The sequence below is a fragment of the Nocardia sp. NPDC055165 genome, assembly GCF_053606985.1.
This window is the reverse complement of sequence record NZ_JBSGSS010000001.1, coordinates 286,833-302,137: the sequence shown is the minus strand read 5'-3', so window position 1 is coordinate 302,137 and position 15,305 is coordinate 286,833. Positions and strand designations below refer to the sequence as shown.

The following is a 15,305-nucleotide window of genomic DNA, read 5'->3' as shown; positions in this document are numbered from 1 at the left end:
GCTGGTAGGGACGCTTTTCGCAGCGCCTACAATAAGAGGATGACGACAGTTCCCGAGGTGTCGTCCGACGTATCGGTGGAGCTTGTCGACAGGCTGTTGCTGCGGGCGGACGAGCTGACCGACGTGCTGGTGGCGCAAATCCTGTCCGGCGACCATGCCTATGCCGAGGCGACCTGGTTGACCCACCAGGACCTGCGCCAGGCCACCTACGACAACCTGGTGACTCTGCTCGGTCAACTCGGGGGTCGCTCCCGGCCGCGGCTGGACGCCGCGCGCGCTGCCGGACGGCTCAAGGCCGAGCAACAGGTTCCGCTGGCGGCGCTGCTGCACGCGTACCGGCTGGCGGGCCGGTTGCTATGGGACCGGCTGCTCGGCGAGATGGGCGGCGAGCTCACGGAATCGTTGGCGCACAAGGGCTCCGAGCTGTGGAGCATCATCGACGACTACTCGAGCGCGGCCGCGGAAGCCTACGGTGAGGTGGCGTTCGAACGCGCCCATCGCGACGCGCAGACCCGCAGCCTCGCGTTGCGCTCACTGCTGTCGGCCGCCGTCGACGACGGCGCGCCACTGTGGGAAACCCTGCGCCTGCTGAACCTGCCGGAGACCGGGACGTTCCTGGTGGTCAGCGCCGAAATCGTCGAGCCGGTCGCGGCCCCGCTGCGCGGCGTCGAGGAACGTCTGCGCTCGATCGGCGTGCACTCGATCTGGACGGTCGAATTCGACACCCACATCGGCTTGATCAGCCTGAAACCGGGCACGGCGCGGGCCGAAGCCGACGCGGTCCTCGCGGGCCTGGCCACCGGCCGGGTCGGGGTGAGCCGCCCGTTCGACGATCCGCGCCGAGCCCACGACGCGCTCCACGAGGCGAAACTGGCGTGCCGGTGCGCCCGGCCCGGCGATATCGAGGTCAACAACTTCGGTGACCAGCCGATCCCGTTGCTGATCGCGCATCTGCCGGAGGTGAGTCGTCAGCTCGCCACCGGAATTCTCGGCTCGGTCCTCGAGCTGCCCGCGATGGAGCGGGACACGCTGTTGGAGACGCTCGAGGCGTGGTTCGCCGCGGGCGGGGTGGTGGCCGATGCGGCGAAACGACTGCACTTCCATCGCAACACCGTGCACCAACGGCTGCGGCGAATCGAAGCCCTCACCGGCCGCAGCTGTACCGATCCCACCGCGGCCGCCGAGTTCTACTTCGCCTTGCAGACAACCCGACTCGTCCGACCGCGCCAGGCGGGGTCGGACAAGTCGGGTACCGCTATCCGGCGTTGACGACCTCGGCGGGCGGGTTCTCGGCGTAGAGCTCGTCGATCTGCGCGGTGTACTTCTCGGCGATGACCTTGCGCTTGAGCTTCAACGTGAGCGTGACCTCGTCACCGCCCGCCTCCCAGAACGTGGGCAGAATGCGGAAGCGCTTGATCTGCTCCACCCGCGAGAGCTTGCTGTTGCCCTGTGCCACACCGGCTTCGATCGCGGCCCGCACCGTGGGATCGACCGCCAGCGCGGCGGCGGAAGCGTCGGGGAGCGCGTGCTCGCGCGCGTAGGGCTCGACGGATTCGGCGTCGAGCACGATCAGCGCGGTGTTGTAGGACCGGCCGTCGCCGAGCACGGCCATCGCGCCGATCAGCGGCGTGGCCGCCTTGATCGCGTTCTCGATGTTGGTGGGGGACATGTTCTTGCCCGCCGCGTTGATGATCATCTCCTTCTTGCGGTCGACGACGCGAAGGTAGCCCTGGTCGTCGATGCTGACGATGTCGCCGGTGCGCAACCAGCCGTCGGCGTCGATCGCCTCGGCGGTCTGCTCGGGCATCCCTCGGTAGCCCTTCATCACCAGCGGCCCACGCACGTGCAGTTCACCGTCGTCGGACAGCCGTGATTCCATGCCGGGCAACAGCTTTCCGACCGCCCCGAGCTTGGCGTCACGGGGATGGCTGACGCTACAGATGCACGACAGTTCCGACATGCCCCAGATCTCGGCGATCGGGATGCCGAGACCGGCGAAGAAGGCCAGCGTCTGCGGCGGGATCGGGGCCGCGCCGGACATGGCCCACCGCACCCGGTCCAGACCGAGGGCGGCGCGCAGCTTGCTCAGCACCAGTTCGTCGGCCCGCGCCCATTCGGCGGCGAGCTCGGCGGGTACCGGTTCATCGGCGAGCTGATGGGCGGCGCGGGCCGCGGCCACCGACATCGCCCACGCCATGCCCTGGCGGCGGGTCTCGTCCGGTTCGGCCGCGAACTTGAATTCGATGGCGGCCTTGAGCTTTTCCCACACCCGCGGCACCGCGCCCCAGATGGTCGGATGCAGGTCGGCGAGGGCGGCGGCGATCTGCTTGGGATCGCCGACACTGGTCACCTGGGTGCCGAGCACCTCCTGGACATAGAGCGCGGTCAGCCGGTCGGCGATGTGCGCGGTCGGCATGAACGAGGTGATGGTGTCACCGAATTCGATGCCGAGGATGTCGGCGATGCCGTACACCTGGAACAGCAGGGCGGCATGGGTGGTCTCGACGCCCTTGGGCGCGCCGGTGGTGCCCGAGGTGTAGATGAGCGTCGCGACGTCCTCGCCACGGACCGCGCGCCAGGCGGCGTCGAAGTCGAAATCGTCACGGCCCGCCGCGAGCAGATCCTTCACCGACAGGGTTGCCTCGGGCGCCTCGTCGACGCACACGATGTGGTCGACGTCGACCCCGGACGAGGCGATCAGCTTCGCGTACTGCGGCTCGCAGATCACCACGCGCGCTCCGGCATTACCGAGCACGTAGGTGAGCTGTTCGGGGGAGAGCGTGTTGTACACCGAGAACGAGGTGGCGCCCAGATGCTGCGCACCGACTTCCAGGGGATAGAACTCCACCCGGTTGCTCATCATCAGTGCCACGGTGTCGCCGCGACGCACACCGAGACCGGCCAGTCCGGCGGCGACGGCGCGAACCTGGGTCGCGTACTCGGCCCAGGTGAGGGTCTTGGTGTCGCCGGGGGTGCGCAAGGCGATCGCGGTGGGGGCGATCGAGGCGGTGTGCTGGAACGCTGCGGGCAGGGTGTCGAAACGGGAAATGCTCACGAGGCAGGCACTTTCTGGGTCATGACCGCGGGGGCGGTGTCGAGATGGGTGGCGACGAAGCGAGCCGCTGCGCGATAGGCGGTCCTCGACTCGGGGACGACGATCGGCAGGGTCTGGAAGGCGTGCATCTGATCCGGCCACACTTGCAGTTCGCACTGCGCCCCGGTGGCCTGCCAGCGCCGCGCGAGTTCGGTCGCGTCGGCGCCGAAATACTCGGTGTCGCTGGCGTGGATCAAGGTGGGCGGCAGCCGCATTCCGTGGACAGGTCGCAGGTCGAACGGTTCGGCGGTGAACGCGGCGATCGCCTGCCTGGCGATCTGGGTGGACAGCAGACCGTCGCGGTGCTGGTTCTCGTGGCCGATGGCGGTGGCCAGACTCAGGTCGGCCATCGGGGAGAACAACACCAGCGCACCCGGTTCGGGCTGCCCGGCGCGGGCGTTCTCGATGGTCAGATGAGCCGCCAGGAAGCCGCCGGCGGAATCACCGGCGACGACGATCCGGTCCGCCGGACAGCGCCGCGACAGCCACTCGAAGGCGGCGGCCACATCGGCGGGTGCGGCCGGGAACGGGTGCTCAGGGGCGAGGCGGTAGTCGAGAGTGAACACCGCGAGCTTGGTCGCGGTGGACAGCCGGGAGGCGACGCCGCGGTACCCGAGGGCCGAACCGGCGACGAACCCGCCGCCGTGGATGTAGAGCACGACCGCGTCGGTACGGTCGGCGCGCGGCCCACGCACCCACTCGCCGCGGATCCCGTCCTCGTCCACCGGCTCGGTCGCCGTCGCGCGCAACGGCGGCGCGCCCGCCCGCAGTGCCTGTTCGATCAGCAACCGCGACGGCGACAGCGTGTAGGCGTTCACCGGCGCGAACGCGGCCAGCTGACCCACCGTGAGCGCCGACACCTGCCGGACGGTGCGCGCCCGCAGCGACCCGCGTTCGGCGCTCACCGGCGTTGCTCGATCGCCCGGATCAGCGCGTGCACCGTGGAGTCGGCGGCGAGCCGGTGATCGAGCACGACGTTGATCGCACCGCGCAGCAACGCGTAGGGCTCCCACCCGCTCGGCGCGATGGTTCGCGGTGCGCGCCGGGCGATGCCGTCGGCGATCGTCTTGGCCGCGTACTCGGCGGTGATCCGCACATTGAGCGGCCACGGCAGCATCGCGTCGAGCTCTTTGCCCAGGTCGTCGGTGTCGAGCATGTCGTGGGTCATCGCGGTGTCGACGACGCCGAAGTACGCGACGCCGGCACTGGCCCCGCTCGCGGCGAGTTCCACCCGCAGTGCCCGCCCCAGCTGTTCGACCGCGGCCTTGCTCACCATGTACGGCGAGCCGCCCATCCCCGGTGCGAACGCCGCGCACGACGACACCGCCACGACGTGCCCGCGCGCGGACACGATGTGGTCCAGGGCCGGGTGCACGGTGTTGAACACGCCGGTGAGGTTGATCCCGATCACCCGGTCGAAGTCCGCCGGGTCCATCGTGCGCACGGTGGCGGGCTCGGGCGTCACGCCCGCGTTGGCGACCACCACGTCGAGGGTGCCGAATCGGCGCACCACCTCGTCGACCGCCGCTGTCATCTGCGCCCGGTCGGCGACATCGGCGCCGATACCGTGGGCGTCCAACCCCAACTCGTCGGCGGCCCGGCGGGCCGCGACCGCGTCGATATCGACCACCACGACCCGCGCACCACGGTGGGACAGGATCGCGGCCAGCTCACGGCCGATGCCCTGACCCGCGCCGGTGATCAGGACGACCTTGCCCGCCACGTCGTAGGAGCGCGCGAACCAGGCGGACGGCGCGAGATCGGACAGGCCCATCATGCCGACACCTCATAGGACTCGATGTCGAATCGTCGGGTGCGGCGGCGGTATTCGAAGCTCCAGTTCGGGTACAGCCCGGCATTGCCGCCCTCGGCGGTGGTGTAGTAGCTCTCGCAGCCGCCGGTGAGCCACACGGTCTCGGCGCTGCGCCTGCCCATCTCCTCGACGAAGTCGCGCTGGACCTGCGACCGCACCTCGATGCGGGTTTCGCCGCGGGCGCGCAGCGTGCTCAGCGCGTCGACGATGTAGGCGATCTGCGACTCGATCATGAATACCGCCGACTGGTTGCCCGCCGCACCGAACGGACCGAGGGTGCAGAAGAAATTCGGGAACCCGGCCACCGCGGCGCCGAGATAGGTCTGCGGACGCTGCCGGAACAGCTCGGCGATCGAGCGCCCGTCGTGGCCGACGATGCGATCGAAAACACTCGGCGTCGAGGTGAAACCGGTGCCGTAGATGATGGTGTCCACCGGGATCTCGACCCCGGCGCGGGTCACGATGGAGCGTGCGCGCACCTCGGCGATACCGTCGGTGACGACGTCGACGTTGTCCTTGTCGAGGGCGGGGAGATAGGCGTCGGAGAAGATGGCCCGCTTGCAGCCGATCATGTAGTCCGGCGTCACCTTCGCACGCAGCTTCGGGTCGCGGATCTGGCGGCGCAGCTGGATCCGGCCCAGCAGCTCGAAGGGATGCCGGAATCGGTTGTCGACGAACCCGACCAGCCCGAAACCCTCGATCAGCGAATACCAGGTCCCCCGAACAGCCTTCTGCGCCAACGGGATCTTGCGCAGCAGGCGACGTTCGAGCCCGATCGTCGGGCGGTCCATCCGCGGCACGATCCACGGCGCCGACCGCTGGAACACCGTCAGCGCGGCGACCTTCGGCTGGATCTCCGGTACGAACTGGACCGCGGAGGCGCCCGTGCCGATCACCGCGACGCGCTTGCCGGTCAGATCGTGGTCGTGGTCCCAGTGCAGGGAATGGAAGGCTGTGCCCTCGAAGGTGTCGAGACCGGGCAGCGACGGGTACTTCGCCTCCGCGAAAATTCCTGCGGCGGAGAGGAAGTAGTCCGCGGTGAGTTCGCCTCGTGAGGTCGCGATCCGCCACAGCGACCGCTCGTCGTCCCAGCGCGCGTCCAGGAGTTCGGTGCCGAGCCGCACGTGCCGGATCACGTCGTTGGACTCGGCGACAGTGCGCAGGTAGTCGAGGATCTCGGGCTGCTTGCCGTAGGTGCGCGACCACTCCGGGTTGGGCGCGAAGGAGTAGCTGTAGAGCTGGGAGGGGACATCGCAGGCGCAGCCGGGGTAGGTGTTGGCCTGCCAGGTGCCGCCGAGGTCGTCGGCGCGTTCCAGCACGACGATGTCTTCGAAGCCGGCTTCGCGGAGTTTGATCGTCAGCCCGATCCCGCCGAATCCGGCGCCGAGCACGACGATGTGCGTGTGTTCTGCGGGCATGGGTCAGCCGATCCTTCCGTGCAGCACCGAGACCAGGCGATCGACGACGGTGTCGATCCGGGCGCTGCGGGTGAATGTCGTGAGCGCCAGCGGTGAGGGGAACCGTTGCCGCGTAGTCGCTTTGGCGTAGGTGAACTCGCGCAGACCGTCGGGACCGTGCACCCGGCCGAAGCCGGAGGCGCCGACCCCGCCCAGCGGCAGCGCCGGGATGGTGGCGTGCGCGACGAACGCGTTGATCGAGGTGGCGCCCGCGTCGATGCGGTCGGCGATGGCGTCGCCGTCGCGGCGGGCGAAGACGGTGGCGCCGAGCCCGTACTCCGAGTCGTTGACCCGCTCGATCGCCTCGTCCATGGACGCGACCCGGGTGACGACCAGCGTCGGGCCGAAGGTCTCCTCGGTGACCGCCGCGGCGTCGTGCGGCACGTCGACCAGGATGGTCGGCTGCACGAACTGGCCCTCGATGGCGTCGAGGCCGCCCAGCAACGCCCGCCCGCCGCGCGCGAGGGCGTCCTCGATGTGGCGGTGGATCACGGCCAGCTGTTTGGGCATGGTGATCGGACCGATCTTCGCTGTTCCCGACCCGGCTCGCAGGCCGCGGGCCCGATCGAGCAGTTCGGTGAGGAAAGTGTCGTAGACGTCGGTGTGGACGTACACCCGCTCCACTCCGAGGCAGGTCTGCCCGGCATTGGCCATGCCACCCCACAGCGCGGCGTCGGCGGCGGCGTCGAGGTCGGCGTCGGCGTCGACGACGAGTGCGTCCTTGCCGCCGCATTCCATGAGCACCGGCGTGAGCCGCTGCGCACAGGCGGCCATCACGCGTTTGCCCGTCTCGGTGGAACCGGTGAACCCGATCTTGCCGACCCGGCTGCGGCACAGCGCCGCGCCGGTCTCACCGCCGCCGGTGATCACCTGCAGCACCGGCTGTTCGGGGACGACGCGGGCGAACGCCTCGGCGAGCCAGACGCCGACTCCCGGGGTGTACTCGCTGGGTTTGAACACCACCGCGTTGCCCGCGGCCAGGGCGAACGAGATCGAGCCGAGCGGGGTGAACACCGGGTAGTTCCAGGGGCCGATCACCCCGACCACGCCGAAGGGGCGGTACTCGACCCGGCAGGCCTGGTTGACGGTCAACAGGCTGGGCGCGACCGATCGCGGGCCGAGCACGTCTTTCGCGTTGTGCGCAGCCCATTTCAGGTGTTCGAGCGCCATCACGATCTCGAGCGCGGCATCGGAGTGGGGTTTGCCCATCTCCTGGCTCATGATGCGCGCGAGTTCGTCACGGCCGCGGGTGATCTCGGCGCGCCAGCGATCGAGACGACGCGCACGTTCGTCGAAACCCGCGGTGCGCCACCAGGTCGCGGCACCGTGGGCCCGTTCGACGGCGGCCTCGACGGCGCTCTCGTCGTGGCTGGGATAGGAACCGACCAGGGCACCGGTCGCGGGGCTGTGGACGTCGAAGCTGAGGGTGGTGGTCACGGGAGGCGTGCCTTTCGCGGTCAGAGGTCCAGCGTGAGTGCGCCACCGGCGGAACGGGACACGCAGGTGAGGAGGTGGTCGGTACGCTCGCCCGGGGGGAGCAGTCGGTCGCGGTGATCGATCGAGCCCGCGAGGACTTTGGTCTTGCAGCTGCCGCAGAACCCCTGTCGGCAGGAGTAGACGACGTCGGGGCGCACCCGGCGGATCGCATCGAGCGCGGTTTCGGTGCTCTCGACGCGCACGGTCCGCCCGCTGCGCGCGAGGGTGATGTCGAAGGCTTTGCCGTCGGTCACCGGCCGCGCCGAGAACAGTTCGGTGTGTAGCGAGGCAGTGGGATTCAGCGCGAACAGGCTGCGCTGGGCGGCGTCGAGCACCGGGGGAGGACCGCATACGTAGACCGCCGCACCGGGGGCGGCGGTGGCGAGCAGCGCGGGCAGATCGGGTGTGCCGAATTCGTCGTCGGGGCGCACCTGGGTGCCCGCCGGGAGCTCGGCCAGGAACGGCATGGTCGCGCGCGAACGGCCCGAATAGACCAGTTGTCCTCGGGAACCGGCCGCACGAGCCATCGGCAGGATCGGCGTGATCCCGATGCCCGCGGCGATGAACAGATACGATGGCGCGGTCTCGACGAAGGTGAAGGCGTTGCGCGGACCGCGGATGCGCAACACGTCACCGGCGCGCAGGGTGTGCATCTCCTGGGATCCGCCGCCGCCGTTGTCTATGCGGCGCACCGCGATCCGGTAGTGATGGCGGTCGCGCGGGTCACCGCACAGGGAGTACTGGCGCTGGCGGCCCGAGGCGAGGAAGACATCGATGTGGCACCCCGGCCGCCACGACGGCAGGTACCCGCCGTCGGCGCCCGCCAAGGTCAGACTCACCACGTCGGCGGCCTCGGCGCGCACCGCCTCCACCCGCACGGCGAGATCGAAGCCGTTGTGCCGCACCGGATGTGGTGGCGACAGCGCGGGCTGGGTGAAAACTTTCTTGTAGATGTCGACGGCGGCACCGAGGGCCCGCAGGCTCGGTGTCGCGACACCCGCGGGAGGGTTCACGCGCGAGCCGCCGGCGAGTGCGCCAGATACCGCAGGGCATTGTCCATCGAACCTAGCTGGGAGGGATGGAAACTCGGTCGCAGGTAGCGCGGCATCTCGGTGACGAAAGTGGTGAAGCTCGGAATCACCCCGCGCACGGTGGCGCTGACGAATTGCCTGGCCCAGGAGCGGCCTTTGTCCTTGCTCGGATCCTGGCGATACAGGTACGCGGTCGAGATGACGAACAGCGGCAGCAGGGTGCCGCTGGCGAGCAGCCCGGTGCGCAGTCGGCGCGCGTAGCCGCCGTCGACGTGCATGTAGGCGTCGAACACCACGCTGCGGTGCTCGACTTCCTCGGCGCCGTGCCAGCGCACCAGGTCGAGCATGGTCGGGTCCATCCCGAGCTCGGCGAGTACGTCCGATTCCAGCAGCCATTCGCCGATGACGGCGGTGAAGTGTTCCATCCCGGCGAACAGGCCGAGGCGTTCCTTGAGCCATTCCTCTTTGGCGCGGCCGGTGAGTCCCTGGTCGCCCAGGATCCGGTCGACCATCCAGGCGATCTTGGCGACATAGGACTCGACATCGAGTCCGATCGACTGCAGATGCCGCCGCGCGCCTTCGTGGCTGCTGGCGTGCATCGATTCCTGGCCGATGAACCCGGTGACCTCCTCCCGCAGCCGCTCGTCCTCGATATAGGGCAGGGCTTCGGTCAGGCAGGTGGCCATCGCCCGTTCGCCCTCGGGGAGGACGAGATGCATCACGTTGGTGACATGTGTCGCGAGGACTTCGCCCGGGATGTAGTGCAGGGGCACCGACGAGAAGTCGAAGTGCACATCCCGCGCGTGAATTGCGTGCGCTTGTTCCTGATAGGAGCGCGCCGTTGCACCGTTATCAGCCATATCGGAACCGTACAGTGCAACAAATACTATCGCAATGTTGCAGACGGATCTGATCTGCGGTTGTGATCGGGACCCGCCGCGCCTGATACCGTCGAAGCGTGCTCTCCACCGCCGCGACCTCGGGAAATTCGCCCACCGCCGACTCCGTCGAAGAACGAATTCTCGATGCCGCCCTCGTGCAGTTCGAGCGGGTGGGCGTGCGCAAGACGACGATCGAGGACATCGCGAAGGCCGCCGACGTCGACCGCGCCACCGTCTACCGGCGGATCGGTTCGCGCGACGATGTGGTGAGCGCGGCCTTCGAACGGGAGGTGCGCAGGCTGCTGGCCGATCTTGGTGAGATCCCGGCGCGCCACGACACCTTCGACGACATCGTCGTCGACGTGTTCACCACCGTGATCACGCGCTGGCGGGCGCACCCATTGGTCGAGCGGCTGCTCACGCTGGAGGCCGACCGCCTGCTGCCCCAGCTCACCGTCGACGGGGCGTCGTTCTTCCTGCTCTCGGTCGCGGCGTCCACCGAGATCCTCCGAAAGGTGCTCGAGGACAGCCGATTTCCCGACATTCCTGACCTGAGCGCTCGGGTCGAAGTGGTCTGCCGCGTGGTGCACTCGCTGATCCTGCAGCCGGTGGGCACCATTGATACCGGCTCGGAGCAAGCATTGGCGGCGTTCGCCCGCACGTACGTGGTTCCGATTCTGGTAGCCGGGTTGTAAGCGCGGGCTCCGCATCGGGGGGGAAGGGTGTGGTCGGGTCCTCGGTGACCCGGTCGGCCCCCACGTAGCTGGTGTCGAGTTCTGCACTACTTTGTTGGCGGTATGTCAATAGCGTCGGCCCCTGCATTGACAAACACCGGGCCGGACTGCGAAGGTACCAATTACTTGGACATCCAACTATTGGAAACCCTCCAACTGCGCACACCGCGCGACCGACATCAACGGAGTAGGACTGGCATGGTTCGCGAACTCACGCACTTCATCGGCGGCAAGCACGTCACCGGCACTTCCGGCGCCTTCGGCGACGTCTTCGATCCGAATCTCGGGCAGGTGCAGGCCAGGGTTCCGCTGGCGAATGCCGCCGAGGTGAGCGCGGTGATCGACAACGCGGCCGCGGCTCAGCCGGTGTGGGCGGCGTTCAACCCGCAGAAGCGGGCCAGGGTGCTGATGAAGTTCGTGAACCTGGTCAACGACGAGATGGACAGCCTGGCCGCGCTGCTCTCCTCCGAGCACGGCAAGACCATCGCCGACGCCAAGGGCGACATCCAGCGCGGCCTCGAGGTCATCGAGTTCGCGATCGGCATCCCGCACCTGCTCAAGGGTGAGTACAGCGACAGCGCGGGCACCGGTATCGACGTGTACTCGATGCGTCAGCCGCTGGGTGTCGTCGCCGGTATCACACCGTTCAACTTCCCGGCGATGATCCCGCTGTGGAAGGCGGGTCCGGCGCTGGCCTGCGGTAACGCCTTCGTGCTCAAGCCCTCCGAACGCGATCCGTCGGTGCCTCTGCGCCTGGCCGAACTGTTCCTCGAGGCGGGTCTGCCGCCGGGGGTGTTCAACGTGGTCAACGGCGGCAAGAAAGCCGTCGACACGATCTTGGGCGACAAGCGGATCAAGGCGGTCGGTTTCGTCGGCTCGACTCCGATCGCCCAGTACATCTACGAGACCGCGACCGCCAACGGCAAGCGCGCGCAGTGTTTCGGTGGTGCCAAGAACCATGCCGTCGTGATGCCCGATGCCGACCTCGACGATGTCGCCGATCAGCTGATCGGTGCGGCGTACGGGTCCGCGGGGGAGCGCTGCATGGCGCTGTCGGTGGCTGTGCCGGTGGGCGCGGAGACCGCTGATCGGTTGGTCGCGAAGCTGACCGAGCGGGTGCACAAGCTCAATGTCGGGCGCTCCGACGACGCGGGCGCCGATTTCGGGCCGCTGGTCGGGCTCGACGGGGTGAACCGGGTCAACGACTACGTCCAGATCGGGGTCGACGAGGGCGCCGACCTGGTGGTCGACGGCCGCGGCCTGAGCGTCGAGGGTGCCGAGAACGGCTTCTTCGTCGGCGCGAGCCTGTTCGACAATGTCACCGCCGATATGCGGATCTACAAAGAGGAGATCTTCGGCCCGGTGCTCACCGTGGTCCGCGCGGGCGACTACGAAGAAGCGCTGAAGCTGGTCGACGAGCACGAATACGGCAACGGTGTCGCGATCTTCACCCGCGACGGTGACACCGCGCGCGATTTCTCCGCTCGGGTGCAGGTCGGCATGGTCGGGGTCAATGTGCCGATTCCGGTGCCGATCGCCTACTTCACCTTCGGTGGCTGGAAGGGCTCGGGCTTCGGCGATCTCAACCAGCACGGCCCGGATTCGATCCGGTTCTACACCAAGACCAAGACGGTGACCCAGCGTTGGCCTGCCGGGCTCAAGGAGTCCAACGCTTTCGTCATCCCGACGATGGACTGAGGCGGCGATGTTCACCCTCGATGCGGACGAGCGCGCGATCGGCGAGACCGCGCGCCAGTTCGCCGACGAGTTCCTGGCGCCCAACGCGCTGGATTGGGATGAGCGCAAACACTTCCCGGTCGACGTGCTGCACAAGGCGGGCCCGCTCGGCCTCGGCGGCATCTCGGTGCGCGCCGATGTCGGCGGCTCCGAACTGCGCAGGCTCGACGCGGTGCGGATCTTCGAACAGCTCTCGACCGGGTGCCCCTCGGTCGCGGCGTACATCTCCATCCACAACATGGCGACCTGGATGATCGATGCCTACGGCACCGAGCAGCAGCGCCACCGGTGGGTGCCGGGAATGGCCGCGCTGGAGCTGCTCGGCAGTTACGCGCTCACCGAACCGGGCGTCGGATCCGACGCGGCGGCCTTGAGTACCAAGGCCGTTCGCGACGGCGAGGACTACATCCTGTCCGGCGCCAAGCAATTCATCTCCGGCGCCGGCGCCAACGACGTGTACGTGATGATGGTGCGAACCGGCGGGGACGGCCCGCGCGGCATCTCGGCGCTGATTGTCCCGGCCGACACACCGGGTCTGACGGTGGGACCGAACGAACGGAAGATGGGCTGGAACGCGCAGCCGACCCGGCAGGTGATCCTCGACGGTGCCAGGGTGCCGGTCGCCAACCGCCTCGGTGAGGAGGGCGACGGCTTCTCGATCGCGATGAACGGCCTCAACGGTGGCCGCCTCAATATCGCCGCCTGCTCGATCGGCGGCGCGCAGGCCGCGCTCGACAAGACGGTCCGCTACCTCACCGAACGCCACGCCTTCGGAAAACCCTTGGTGCGCAACGAGGCATTACAGTTCGAGCTGGCCGACATGGCCACCGAACTGGAGGCGGCGCGGACGCTGCTGTGGAGGGCTGCCGCCGCGCTCGACGCGGACGCGGCGGACAAGGTATCGCTGTGCGCGATGGCGAAGCGATTCGCCACCGACACCGGGTTCGACGTGGCCAACAAGGCACTGCAATTGCACGGTGGCTACGGCTACCTGCACGAATACGGCCTGGAGAAGATCGTGCGCGACCTGCGGGTGCATCAGATCCTCGAGGGCACCAACGAAATCATGCGGGTGGTTGTCGCCCGCTCGCTGATCGGAGCAGCATGACCGACGAACCCGAGGTGCTGATCGCCGTCCGTGACGGTCTCGGCGTGATCACCCTGAACCGGCCCAAGGCCATCAACGCGCTCAATCACGCGATGACACTGGCCATCACCGACGCGCTGCGCTCCTGGGCTCACGACGACGCGGTGCGCGCCGTCGTGGTCACCGGCGCGGGGGAGCGCGGGCTCTGCGCGGGCGGCGACATCGTCGCCATCCACGCCGACGCGAAAGGCGGCACGGCGGGCGCCGATTCGCCCACCGGGCGGTTCTGGCGCGACGAGTACCACCTCAACGCGCTGATCGGCAGCTATCCCAAGCCGTATGTGGTGATCATGGACGGCATCGTGATGGGCGGCGGGGTCGGCCTGGCCGGACACGGCAGCCACCGCATCGTCACCGAACGGTCCAAGATCGGGATGCCCGAGGTCGGCATCGGATTCGTCCCCGACGTCGGTGGCACCTACCTGCTCTCGCGGGCACCGGGTGAGCTCGGCACGCACGTGGCGCTGACCACCGCGCGGATGTCCGCGGGCGACGCGATCGCGGCCGGATTCGCCGACTACTACGTGCCCTCCGACGCACTACCCGAGCTGCTCGACGCGCTGGGCACCGTCGGTGTCGACGCGGCGATCGCGAAGTTCGCCGAGTCCGCGCCGGCCTCGGACCTGCTCGCACAGCAGCGCTGGATCGACGCTTGCTACAGCGCGGACACCGTCGAGGAGATCGCGGCGCGGCTCCAGGCCGACGAAGCGCCCGAGGCCGTCGAGGCAGCCGCTGCTCTCCTCGCGAAATCCCCAGTTGCGCTGAAGGTCACGCTGCGGGCCTTGCGTGCCGCGCAGGACCTGCCGAGCCTCGAGGCGGTGCTGGACCAGGAATATCGGGTCTCGATCGCCTCACTCGGCTCGCACGACCTGGTCGAGGGCATCCGCGCCCAGGTGATCGACAAGGACCGCAATCCCCAGTGGCGGCCCGCGACCCTCGCCGAGGTGACCGACGAGCAGGTGGCGGCGTACTTCGCCGGACTGGGTGCGGCGGAGCTGGGTTCGACGACAGCGGAGGCACAGCGATGACGAAGACGATCGGTTTCCTCGGGCTCGGCCACATGGGCGGCCCGATGGCGGCGAATCTGGTGCGGGCGGGCTACGACGTGCTCGCCTACGACCCCGTGCCCGCCGCGCAGGAGCAGGCGCGCGCCGACGGCGCGACGGTGGTGGCCACCGCCGTCGAGGCCGCCGTCAACCGTGACGTGGTGATCACCATGCTGCCCAACGGCAAACTCGTCCTCGACGTCTACGCCGAACTGCTGCCCGCCGCCACACCGGGCACCCTGTTCCTCGACTGTTCCACCATCGATGTCGCCGACGCGAAAGCCGCTGCGGCCCAGGCTGTGACGGCCGGACATCGGCCGCTGGACGCACCGGTCTCCGGTGGGGTGGCCGGTGCCACCGCGGGCACCCTCACCTTCATGGTCGGCGGCACGGCCGCCGACTTCGCCGACGCCGGCGATGTGCTGGAGGTAATGGGAGGCAAGGTGGTGCACTGCGGTGACTCCGGCGTCGGTCAGGCCGCCAAGATCTGCAACAACATGCTGCTCGGGATCTCCATGATCGGCCTGTCGGAGGCACTGGTTCTCGGTGAGCGGCTCGGCCTGAGCCATCAGTCGTTCTTCGACGTGGTCTCCACCGCATCCGGTCAGAGCTGGGCACTGACCAGCTACTGCCCGGTGCCCGGCCCGGTCCCCACCAGCCCGGCCAACAACGACTACCAGCCCGGCTTCGCTACCGCGCTGATGTCGAAAGACCTCACCCTGGCCGCGAACGCGTTGCAGGCCAACGGGGTCGACGGCCGGCTCGGCGAACTCGCCGCCGCGATCTACGCGCGGTTCAACCAGACCGACGCCGGGCGCGACTTCTCCGCCATCGTCACCGACATCCGGGACCGTTCCGCGGAGGCCGACCGGTGACCGAGGCAGACAGC

At 68.7% G+C, this 15,305-nt stretch carries 13 protein-coding genes; 6 read left to right on the top strand and 7 right to left on the bottom strand.

Annotated elements, in window-relative coordinates; translation table 11 throughout:
- Positions 1-39 precede the first annotated feature (39 nt).
- Positions 40-1,269 (top strand): PucR family transcriptional regulator, encoded by a 1,230-nt coding sequence (locus ACWFRF_RS01555; RefSeq protein ID WP_452448462.1) that lies wholly within the window; start codon positions 40-42, stop codon positions 1,267-1,269.
- Here the strand turns inward: ACWFRF_RS01555 and fadD11 are convergent.
- Genes fadD11 through ACWFRF_RS01520 form a run of 7 tightly spaced genes read right to left on the bottom strand, consistent with a single transcriptional unit; the run spans position 1,256 to position 9,731 of the window.
- Positions 1,256-3,055 (bottom strand): fatty acid--CoA ligase FadD11, encoded by a 1,800-nt coding sequence (fadD11, locus tag ACWFRF_RS01550; protein WP_452448461.1) that lies wholly within the window; start codon positions 3,053-3,055, stop codon positions 1,256-1,258. The genes ACWFRF_RS01555 and fadD11 overlap by 14 nt on opposite strands.
- Entirely contained in the window at positions 3,052-3,999 is a 948-nt protein-coding gene (locus ACWFRF_RS01545) for an alpha/beta hydrolase (protein WP_452448460.1), read from the bottom strand. Before ACWFRF_RS01545 ends, fadD11 begins: the two co-directional genes overlap by 4 nt.
- A complete protein-coding gene (locus tag ACWFRF_RS01540) occupies positions 3,996-4,868 on the bottom strand; it encodes a short-chain dehydrogenase/reductase (RefSeq protein WP_452448827.1) in 873 nt (290 codons plus the stop codon). The genes ACWFRF_RS01545 and ACWFRF_RS01540 overlap by 4 nt, the downstream gene beginning before the upstream one ends.
- Positions 4,868-6,325, bottom strand: coding sequence for a flavin-containing monooxygenase (locus tag ACWFRF_RS01535; RefSeq protein WP_452448459.1), 1,458 nt, complete (start codon positions 6,323-6,325; stop codon positions 4,868-4,870). The genes ACWFRF_RS01540 and ACWFRF_RS01535 overlap by 1 nt, the downstream gene beginning before the upstream one ends.
- 3 nt (positions 6,326-6,328) lie before the next feature.
- On the bottom strand, positions 6,329-7,801 hold the full coding sequence (locus ACWFRF_RS01530) for an aldehyde dehydrogenase family protein (protein ID WP_452448458.1): 1,473 nt from the start codon (positions 7,799-7,801) through the stop codon (positions 6,329-6,331).
- A gap of 20 nt (positions 7,802-7,821) precedes the next feature.
- Complete coding sequence (locus tag ACWFRF_RS01525) at positions 7,822-8,853, bottom strand: PDR/VanB family oxidoreductase (RefSeq protein WP_452448457.1); 1,032 nt, start codon at positions 8,851-8,853, stop codon at positions 7,822-7,824.
- Positions 8,850-9,731: a metal-dependent hydrolase gene (locus ACWFRF_RS01520; protein WP_452448456.1), complete on the bottom strand. Its 882-nt coding sequence runs from the start codon at positions 9,729-9,731 to the stop codon at positions 8,850-8,852. The genes ACWFRF_RS01525 and ACWFRF_RS01520 overlap by 4 nt, the downstream gene beginning before the upstream one ends.
- A 98-nt stretch (positions 9,732-9,829) precedes the next feature.
- Between ACWFRF_RS01520 and ACWFRF_RS01515 the strand changes: the two genes are divergently transcribed.
- The 5 genes from ACWFRF_RS01515 (at position 9,830) to mmsB (ending at position 15,291) form a co-directional block, all read left to right on the top strand.
- A complete protein-coding gene (locus ACWFRF_RS01515) occupies positions 9,830-10,447 on the top strand; it encodes a TetR/AcrR family transcriptional regulator (RefSeq protein ID WP_378989735.1) in 618 nt (205 codons plus the stop codon).
- A 237-nt stretch (positions 10,448-10,684) separates the two neighbouring features.
- Positions 10,685-12,184 (top strand): CoA-acylating methylmalonate-semialdehyde dehydrogenase, encoded by a 1,500-nt coding sequence (locus tag ACWFRF_RS01510; RefSeq protein ID WP_452448455.1) that lies wholly within the window; start codon positions 10,685-10,687, stop codon positions 12,182-12,184.
- Positions 12,185-12,191: 7 nt separating this feature from the next.
- On the top strand, positions 12,192-13,331 hold the full coding sequence (locus ACWFRF_RS01505) for an acyl-CoA dehydrogenase family protein (RefSeq protein WP_379314287.1): 1,140 nt from the start codon (positions 12,192-12,194) through the stop codon (positions 13,329-13,331).
- Entirely contained in the window at positions 13,328-14,398 is a 1,071-nt protein-coding gene (locus ACWFRF_RS01500) for an enoyl-CoA hydratase/isomerase family protein (RefSeq protein ID WP_452448454.1), read from the top strand. Before ACWFRF_RS01505 ends, ACWFRF_RS01500 begins: the two co-directional genes overlap by 4 nt.
- Positions 14,395-15,291: a 3-hydroxyisobutyrate dehydrogenase gene (gene mmsB, locus ACWFRF_RS01495; RefSeq protein ID WP_449960870.1), complete on the top strand. Its 897-nt coding sequence runs from the start codon at positions 14,395-14,397 to the stop codon at positions 15,289-15,291. Before ACWFRF_RS01500 ends, mmsB begins: the two co-directional genes overlap by 4 nt.
- Positions 15,292-15,305 lie beyond the last annotated feature (14 nt).

Excerpts from the sequence above, each read along its gene's own strand:
- ACWFRF_RS01510 (WP_452448455.1), top strand. The coding sequence starts at position 10,685 with ATGGTTCGCGAACTCACGCACTTCATCGGCGGCAAGCACGTCACCGGC.
- mmsB (WP_449960870.1), top strand. The coding sequence starts at position 14,395 with ATGACGAAGACGATCGGTTTCCTCGGGCTCGGCCACATGGGCGGCCCG.
- ACWFRF_RS01535 (WP_452448459.1), bottom strand. The coding sequence starts at position 6,325 with ATGCCCGCAGAACACACGCACATCGTCGTGCTCGGCGCCGGATTCGGC.
- ACWFRF_RS01555 (WP_452448462.1), top strand. The coding sequence starts at position 40 with ATGACGACAGTTCCCGAGGTGTCGTCCGACGTATCGGTGGAGCTTGTC.
- ACWFRF_RS01505 (WP_379314287.1), top strand. The coding sequence starts at position 12,192 with ATGTTCACCCTCGATGCGGACGAGCGCGCGATCGGCGAGACCGCGCGC.
- ACWFRF_RS01500 (WP_452448454.1), top strand. The coding sequence starts at position 13,328 with ATGACCGACGAACCCGAGGTGCTGATCGCCGTCCGTGACGGTCTCGGC.
- ACWFRF_RS01540 (WP_452448827.1), bottom strand. The coding sequence starts at position 4,868 with ATGGGCCTGTCCGATCTCGCGCCGTCCGCCTGGTTCGCGCGCTCCTAC.
- ACWFRF_RS01520 (WP_452448456.1), bottom strand. The coding sequence starts at position 9,731 with ATGGCTGATAACGGTGCAACGGCGCGCTCCTATCAGGAACAAGCGCAC.